Below are 8278 nucleotides of genomic sequence, written 5' to 3'. Positions count from 1 at the left end.
CTCCCGCTCCGCGGCAACCCCTCCGGCGCGCTTCAGCACACTCGACAGCCCAGGCGCCCGTGTCGCGGCATTCACCACCTTCGGCGCGTGCCGAGCCAGCTGCGCCCACACCGGCAGCCAGCCCATCGAGTAGTGCGCCATCGGCCGCAACCGATGCTTGTAGTGGTGCGACAGGAACTCCGCCTTGTACGTCGCAACGTCCACCCCGACCGGGCAGTCCACCTTGCAGCCCTTGCACGCAAAGCACAGATCCAGCGCGTCCCGGACCTCGGTCGACCGCCAGCCGTCCGGGATCACCTCACCGCGGACCATCTCGAACAGCAACCGCGACCGCCCGCGCGGCGAGTGCTCCTCCTCCCGGGTCACCAGGTACGACGGGCACATCACCTCGCCCTCCGCCGACGACGACTGCCGGCACTTGCCGATACCGACGCAGCGCAGCGTCGCCTTGCTGAACTTCCCGTCGTCGTGCGGATAGCTGAACTCGCTGGGCAGCGGCGGATGCGCGAACCCGGTCCCGAGCCGCAGGTGCGAGTCGAGCGGGTTCGGCTCGACGATCTTGCCCGGGTTCATCCGGTTCCGCGGGTCGAAGATCGCCTTGAACTCACCGAACGCGCGGACCAGGTCCGGCCCGAACATCGTGGTCAGCAGCTCGCCCCGGGACTGCCCGTCGCCGTGCTCGCCGGACAGCGACCCGTCGTACCGCTTCACCATCCGCGCGGCCTGCTCGACGAAGTCGCGGTACTGCGCGATCCCGTCGGCGGTGCGCAGCTCGAACGGGATCCGGGTGTGCACGCAGCCCTGGCCGAAGTGGCCGTACAGCGACGTCTCGGTCTCGTCGTACCCGAAACGGTTGAGCAGCTCGCGCAGATCGTGCAGGTAGTCCCCCAGGTCGTCCGGATGAACGGCGGAATCCTCCCAGCCCTCCCAGTTCTCGTGCTTCGCGGCTGGGTGGGCGGTCGCGCCGAGACCGGCCTCCCGGAGTTCGATCAGTTGTTGCTCACGGCCCGGATCGTCGAGGTAGCTGATGGTCGCCTCGGTGTCCTTCAGGTCGTCCATCAGCCGGTGCGCGGCCCGGTCCGCCTCCTCGAAGGTGTCGCCGGCGAACTGCACTGTCAGCCAGCCGCGGCCCTCCGGCAGCCGCTCGATCGCGGTGTCGACGGTGTGCTCTTCGTGCTCCAGGTCGATCAGCACCTCGTCGAGGCCCTCGAGCTGCCACGGCTTGTGCGGCAGGATCCGGCGTACGGCCCGCCCGGCGTCCTCCAGCCTCGGGTAGCCGAGCACGACCATCACCTGGTACTTCGGGACCGGTACCAGCTCGAGCTCCGCGTGCAGCACCGTCACCAGCGTGCCCTCGCTGCCGACCAGCGCCTTCGCCACGTTGAAGCCGTTCTCCGGCAGCAGCGAGTCGAGGTTGTACCCGGACACCCGGCGCGGGATCTTCGGGTAGCCGGTGCGCAACTCGCTCAGGTACCGGTCCCGCAGCGCCCGCAACTGCCGGTAGATCTCGGCCTGCCGCTCATTGCCCGAGGCAACCTCATCGGTTGGGCCGACCCACATCCGGACACCGTCGTAGGTCAGCACCTCGAGCCGCCGTACGTTGTCGACCGTCTTCCCGTACGCCTGCGCGCTGGCGCCGCACGAGTTGTTGCCGATCATCCCGCCGATCGTGCAGCTCTGGTGCGTCGACGGCTTCGGGCCGAACATCAACCCGTCCGGCGCCAGGGCCCGGTTCAGGTCGTCCAGCGCGATCCCCGGCTCGACGACACACGTTCGCCCGGCCGCATCCACCGACACCACGTGATGGCAGTACTTCGTCCAGTCGATCACGACCGCGGCGTTCGTGGTCTGCCCCGCCAGGCTGGTCCCGCCACCGCGCGACAGCACCGGTACGTCGGCCTCCCGGCACACTCGGACCGCCGCCACCGCCGCGTCCACCGTCCGCGGCACGACCACCGCGAGCGGTATCTGCCGGTAGTTCGACGAGTCGCACGAGTACGCCGCCAACGACCCGGCGTCGAACCGCACTTCACCGTCGACGGCCGCCTCCAGTGCGCCCCGCAGTCCCTCGGGCGTGCGGGGACTGTCCGCCTCCACCTCTACCGCCACTGCCGACCTCCCTAGCTCGACCGCCCAGCCGGTACCCGGGGCACTTTGCAGCAAACGCGTTTCGAGCGGTCCCGAGCGGTCAACCGGGGATGGGTACCTCTGACCGACAAGGAGGCGCACCGTGGCGCCGCACCAAGAATCGGCCACCGGAGTGCTCGATCACCTCGACACCCGGGTGCCCACGTCGTTCTACTGGTCGCTGACACTGCTCGCGACCGTCGGCGGGTTCCTGTTCGGGTACGACACCGCGAACATCGGAGCCGTCGTCAACTTCCTGCCCTGGAACCTGGGCTCGCTCGCGCTCGGTTACCTGGTCGCCGGTGCATCCATCGGAGCCGCCGTCGGCGCGCTCGCCGCCGGCCCGACCTCGGACCGCCTCGGCCGTAAGTCACTGCTGATCGTGGACGCGGCCATCTACGCGGCCGGCGCGCTGCTGTCGGCGTTCGCCTGGGACGCGTGGGTGCTGCTGTTCGCCCGGACGCTCATCGGTCTCGCGATCGGTGCGGACTCCGCGATCGCGACGGCGTACATCGCGGAGTACGCGCCGAAGGCTCGCCGCGGCGCGCTCGGCATCCTGCAGCAGTGGATGATCACGGTCGGCATCCTGATCTCGTACCTGATCGCGCTGGCCGTCCTGGTCCCGCTCCCCCAGCACGCCCATTCCTTCGACTGGCGACTGATGCTCGGGCTCGGCGCCGTACCGGCCCTGTTCGCGCTGGTACTGCGGACCCGGATGCCCGAGTCGCCGCGCTGGCTGATGCGGCAGGGGCGGTACGACGACACGCACGACGCGCTCGCCAAGCTCGACATCGACGTCAGCGCGGAGCAGATCGAACGCAGCGCCCACGAGATCGAGGAACAGGAAGCGCACGCGGGCCGCAGTACGCGGAACTGGTCGCGGGGCGTGAAGCGGGCGCTGATCGTGGTCTGCGTGTTCTTCGCGTTCCAGCAGATCACCGGGATCAACCTGACCTTCTACTACGGGCCGAAGTTGCTGCAGCCGTATCTGCAGAGCGGTAGCGACAAGGTCCAGGCAGCCGTCGCCGCCGTCGCGGTCACGGCGCTGATGAGTGTGGTCAACGTCGTCGCGACGTTCTTCGCGTTCAAGTTCGTCGACCGGGTCGGCCGCCGCAAGCTCGCCCTCTGGGGGTACGCCGTGATGTCGGTCGCGATGCTGATCGGCGCGGCCGGCGTCGCGTTCACCGGCGGGCTCGCCCGGATCATCCTGATCATGGTCGGGCTGAACATCTTCATCGCCGCGTTCGCGATCGGCGTCGGCGGGACCGGCTGGCTGATCCAGGGCGAGTACTTCCCGACCGCCGTCCGCGGCCGGGCCGCGGCACTCGGTGCGGCGGCGGACTGGATCGCGAACTTCGCGCTGATCCTGCTGGTGCCGACGATGCTGAACGGCTTCGGGCTGGCCTGGCTGATGGTGCTGTTCGCCGTCCTGTCGGCGGTCGCGCTGCTGTTCGTGAACTCGTTCATCCCGGAAACCAAGGAACTCTCGGTCGAGGAGATCACCGAGATCTTCGAACGCCAGGCAGCGAGCTGAGGAGGAGCAGATGGGACAGGTTGTCGTGGTGACCGGGGCCAGTGGTGGCGTCGGGCGGGCCACTGCGGTGGAGTTCGGGCGGCGCGGCGACCGGGTCGCGTTGCTCGCACGCGGGCAGGACGGGCTGGACGGTGCCGCGCGGGAGGTCGCGGAGGCGGGCGGGCAGCCGCTCGCGATTCCGGTCGACGTCGCGGACCACGGTCAGGTCGAGGCGGCCGCGGAGCGGGTCGAGAAGGAGCTCGGCCCGATCGACGTCTGGGTGAACGTCGCGTTCACGTCGGTGTTCGCTCCGTTCGACGAGATCGAGCCGAGCGAGTTCAAGCGCGTCACGGAGGTCACCTACCTCGGGTACGTGTACGGGACCCGGGCCGCGCTGGCCCGGATGAAGCCCCGCGACCACGGCACGATCGTGCAGGTCGGGTCGGCGCTGGCGTACCGCGGGATCCCGCTGCAGTCGGCGTACTGCGGGGCGAAGCACGCCATCCAGGGCTTCCACGACTCGCTGCGCTGCGAGCTGCTGCACGACAAGTCGCGCGTCCGCGTGACGATGGTGCAACTGCCGGCCGTGAACACGCCCCAGTTCTCCTGGGTGCTGTCCCGGCTGCCGAAGCACCCGCAGCCCGTACCGCCGATCTTCCAGCCGGAGGTTGCCGCGGACGCGGTCGTCTACGCGGCCGGCCACCCGCGGCGCCGCGAGTACTGGGTCGGTGGACCGACGGCGCTGACCATCATCGCGAACAAGTTCGCCGCCGGCCTCCTCGACCGCTACCTGGCGCGGACCGGCTACGCGTCGCAGCAGACCGACGAGCCCAACGAGCAGGCCGCGAACCTGTGGGGACCGGCGGACGACCGCAGCCGCGACTACGGCGCTCACGGTGTCTTCGACGACCGCTCCACCGCCCGCAGCTACCAGGTCTGGGCCTCCCGGCACCGCGCACTGCTCGCCACCGCGGCCACTGCGGCTGTAGGAGGCGCCGCCGCCTACTTCACGCGCAGCCAACGGTAGCCGTACGCACCGAGCACGACATCGGCGCCGGCCGGCTCGTACGACTGATCGGCGAGCAGGTCGGCCTCGTGCTCGACCTTCAGGTGGACCTCTTCGTCGGCGAGGTTCGCCAGCATCAGTACGGAGCCCTCGCGGCGCTGATGCAGCACACCGAACACCGACGGGTGGTCGAACCTCACCGGTTCCGCCCGGCGCTGCGGCAGCTCCCCGAGTTCGTGCCGGCACCGGGTCAGCTGCGCGATCCGGCTGAGCAGCGAGCCCGGCTCGAGTTCCTGCCGTTCGACGGCCGCCCAGTCCATCGGCGTCCGGACCGCGTTCCGCTCGGGCAGCGACAGGTCGTCGTCCATCCCGATCTCCTCGCCGTACCGGACGATCGGGACCCCGGGCAACGCCATCACCAGCGCATGCGCCATCGCGATCCGCCGGACGTCGAAGTCCAGCATCGGCGCGAGCCGGCGCCGGATGCCGCGGCCGTAGATCCGCATGTCCTCGTCCGGCGCGAACGCGGCCATCACGTCGGCGCGCTCGTCGTCCTCGAGCAGGGCCAGGTTGAGCTCGTCCTGGTTGCGCAGCCAGTTCAGGTAGGTGCAGCCGGCCGGCGGCTCGGGCTGCCGGCGCATCGCGCGCTCCAGCGGCTCCGCGTCGCGGCGGGCGAGGGCGAGGAAGAGGTAGCTGTTCGTCCAGAAGTCCAGGATGCCCCGCAGCCGGTTGCCGTCCCCGAAGTAGTTGCCGTACTCCGACGGCTCCGAATCGACCTCTCCCATCAGCGGGGCGCCGTCGGCGGCCGCGGCCAGTTCGGTCAGGAACCAGTACCCGTCGTCACGCGGGTCCGTGACGGCCGCCTGCTTGACCATGTGCGGTACGGCGTCCACCCGGAACCCATCCACACCGTGGTCCAGCCAGTGCCGGACGGTCTTCGCGATGTCCGCGCGGACCTCCGGGTGCCCGACGTCGAGGTCGGGCTGGTGCCGGTAGAACGCGTGCCGGTAGTACATCCCGGCGTGCCCGTCGTACGCCCAGATCGAGTCCTCGACGCCCGTGAACACCGGCTTCTTCACGACCTCGTCCTCGTGCGGCTCCTGCGCCCAGACGTAGAAGTCCCGGTACGGCGACGACGGATCCTCGCGGGCGGACCGGAACCACGGATGCGCGCTCGACGTGTGCTGCATGATCAGCCCGACCACGACACGCAGGTCCAGCTCGTGACACCGCGCGACCAGGTCGTCGAAGTCCGCCATCGTCCCGAACCGCTGGGACACGCCGCGGTGGTCGACCACGTCGTACCCACCGTCGCGGTACGGCGAGACGTAGAACGGCTGGATCCACACCGTGTCGGCGCCGAGCGCCCGGATGTGGTCGAGCCGCCGGCGGATCCCGTTCAGGCCACCGTCGGCGAAGGCGCCCGGCGCCAGCTGGTAGATCACCCGCCCGTCGAGAGTCATCATTCCTGCCGGGTACCCGTCCCGGCCGGGCGCAATCCGGACGATTGCAGGCGGCCACAAAGGGCACCCAGGAGGGAGAGCAACTGATCGGAGGGTGCAGGTGCAGATCGGATACTTCCTGTCCAGCGAGGAGTACACCCCCGCCGAGCTGATCGAACAGGCCCGGCTGGCCGAGGAGGCAGGGTTCGACGGGCTGTGGATCAGCGACCACTTCCATCCCTGGAACGACGAGCAGGGACAGAGCGCGTTCGTCTGGTCGACCATCGGCGCGATCTCGCAGGTCTGCGAGCTGCCGGTGACCACCGCGGTCACCTGCCCGACGGTCCGGATCCACCCGGCGGTGATCGCGCAGGCGGCCGCGACCAGCGCGGTCCTGCTGAACGGCCGGTTCCGGCTCGGCGTCGGGACCGGCGAGGCGCTGAACGAGCACATCCTCGGGTCCGGCTGGCCGAGTGCCGACGTACGGCTGGAGATGCTGGAGGAAGCGGTCGAGATCATGCGGCGGCTGTGGACCGAGGACGGGTTCGTCAACCACCGCGGGAAGCACTACACGGTCGACACCGCGCGGATCTACACCCGGCCGGCCGAGCCGTTGCCGATCTACATGTCCGGATTCGGGCCGGAGGCAACAGATGTCGCCGCGCGGATCGCGGACGGGTACCTGACCACGTCGCCGGACCCGGAGCTGCTGCGGCGGTTCCGCGACCACGGCGGCGGCGACAAGCCGGCCCAGGCCGGGTTCAAGGTCAGCTACGCACCGACTCCGGACGAGGGCGCCGAGCAGGCGCACCGGATCTGGGCCAACTCCGGCCTGCCCGGCGAACTGGCCCAGGTGCTCCCCTCCCCCCGCCACTTCGAGCAGGCCAGCCAGCTCGTCACCAAGGAGGCCAGCGCCCGATCGGTTGCCTGTGGCCCCGACGCGGCGGCCCACCTGGAGGCGTTCAGGCCGTACGCCGAGGCCGGCTTCGACGAGGTGTACGTCGCGAACATGGGCCCGTACTCCGTCGACATGCTGAATCTCTACCGCACCGAGGTGTTGCCCGAACTACGGCTCCGGAAGGAGCAGACCCGTGGGTGAGCACGAAGCATCGACGGACGTCGACGTCACCGTCGGTGGCGGCCACCGCGACGGGTGGGTCGACGTACTCGACCGGACCCTGACCACCCTGAAGACCAAACTCGAGTCCTAGTTGCCGAAGGAGCAGTCATGAGTGTTGATGTCGTCGACCTGATCATGCAGGACCACCGGGAAGTGGAGCGGCTGTTCGACGCCCTGCAGAACGAGCCGGACAAGCGGCCCACCCTGCTGCCGGTGCTGACCACGCTGCTGACCGCGCACAGCCGCGCCGAGGAGGCCGAGGTCTACCCGGTCGCCGCCGCTGAGGCCGGCGAGAAGGAGGAGGTGTCGCACAGCCAGCAGGAGCACATCGAGGCCGACCAGCTGCTCGCGAAGCTGGCCGGCACCGACCCGTCCTCGGCCGACTTCGGCAAGGTCCTGCAGAACCTGATCGACGCGGTGACCCACCACGTCGAGGAAGAGGAGACCAAGGTCCTTCCCGGCATGCGCTCCAACCTCTCGGAGCAGCGCCGCGCCGAACTCGGCGAGGCCTTCGCCGCCAGCCGCAAACAGCACCTCGGCGAACAGCCCGGCAACCTCACCCGCGACCAGCTTTCCCAGCAGGCGAAGAACGCCGACATCCCGAACACGTCCAACCTCCCCAAGGACGACCTGGAGAAGACGGTCCAGGACCACGCCGACCGCTGAGGCAGTCAGCGCAGGTCGGCGAGTTGGTCACCGAGCGTTGTGCGTTCGTAGACCACGGTGCGGCCGTCGCGGCGGGTGCGGAGCAGGCCCTGGGTGGTCATGGCGCGGAGGGACTGGTTGGCGGCTGACGGCGAGACGCCGAAGCGGTCGGCCAGTGCGGTCGTGGTCATGCCGGTGCCGAGGGCACGGAGGTAGCGCAGGCGGTGCGGGCTCAGGAGCGCCGTACCGCCTGCGTACCCGAGGTCGGTCCACATCGAGCGCTGGTTGCTCGCGCCGTACATCACCATCGGGTCGGAGTCGGTCAGCGGGGTCGAACTGCTCAGCGTGAACAGCGACGGTACGACGAACAACGGCCGGCCGCGGGTGGTCAGCACCAGGTCGTCGTCGCTCCGGCCCAGGATGTG

Annotated in this window: 7 protein-coding genes; 4 read left to right on the top strand and 3 right to left on the bottom strand. The window is 69.8% G+C overall.

The features are described 5' to 3' along the window. A partial coding sequence (locus VFF46_RS08365; protein ID WP_325036454.1) for an FAD-binding and (Fe-S)-binding domain-containing protein occupies nt 1–2109 on the bottom strand: 2109 nt, incomplete at its 3' end. Nucleotides 2110–2230: 121 nt separating this feature from the next. On the opposite strand from VFF46_RS08365, the gene VFF46_RS08360 reads away from it, so the two are divergent. Both VFF46_RS08360 and VFF46_RS08355 read left to right on the top strand, forming a co-directional pair. Continuing rightward, nucleotides 2231–3661 (top strand): sugar porter family MFS transporter, encoded by a 1431-nt coding sequence (locus VFF46_RS08360; RefSeq protein WP_325036453.1) that lies wholly within the window; start codon nt 2231–2233, stop codon nt 3659–3661. Nucleotides 3662–3671: 10 nt separating this feature from the next. Then, on the top strand, nt 3672–4667 hold the full coding sequence (locus VFF46_RS08355) for an SDR family oxidoreductase (RefSeq protein WP_325036452.1): 996 nt from the start codon (nt 3672–3674) through the stop codon (nt 4665–4667). Here the strand turns inward: VFF46_RS08355 and VFF46_RS08350 are convergent. Continuing rightward, nucleotides 4643–6112, bottom strand: coding sequence for an alpha-amylase family glycosyl hydrolase (locus VFF46_RS08350; protein WP_325036451.1), 1470 nt, complete (start codon nt 6110–6112; stop codon nt 4643–4645). The two genes, VFF46_RS08355 and VFF46_RS08350, sit on opposite strands and share 25 nt — an antisense overlap. 97 nt (nt 6113–6209) lie before the next feature. Between VFF46_RS08350 and VFF46_RS08345 the strand changes: the two genes are divergently transcribed. Next, a complete protein-coding gene (locus VFF46_RS08345; protein WP_325036450.1) occupies nt 6210–7187 on the top strand; it encodes a TIGR03557 family F420-dependent LLM class oxidoreductase in 978 nt (325 codons plus the stop codon). Between the two features lie 129 nt (nt 7188–7316). Next, nucleotides 7317–7874, top strand: a complete 558-nt coding sequence (locus tag VFF46_RS08340) for a hemerythrin domain-containing protein (protein WP_325036449.1) — start codon at nt 7317–7319, stop codon at nt 7872–7874. Nucleotides 7875–7879: 5 nt separating this feature from the next. Here VFF46_RS08340 and VFF46_RS08335 read toward each other — a convergent pair. Continuing rightward, a partial coding sequence (locus VFF46_RS08335) for an ArsR/SmtB family transcription factor (RefSeq protein WP_325036448.1) occupies nt 7880–8278 on the bottom strand: 399 nt, incomplete at its 5' end.

It is taken from the genome of Kribbella sp., from assembly GCF_035655035.1.
GTDB lineage: Bacteria > Actinomycetota > Actinomycetes > Propionibacteriales > Kribbellaceae > Kribbella.
This window is presented reverse-complemented; position numbering and strand designations above follow the sequence as displayed.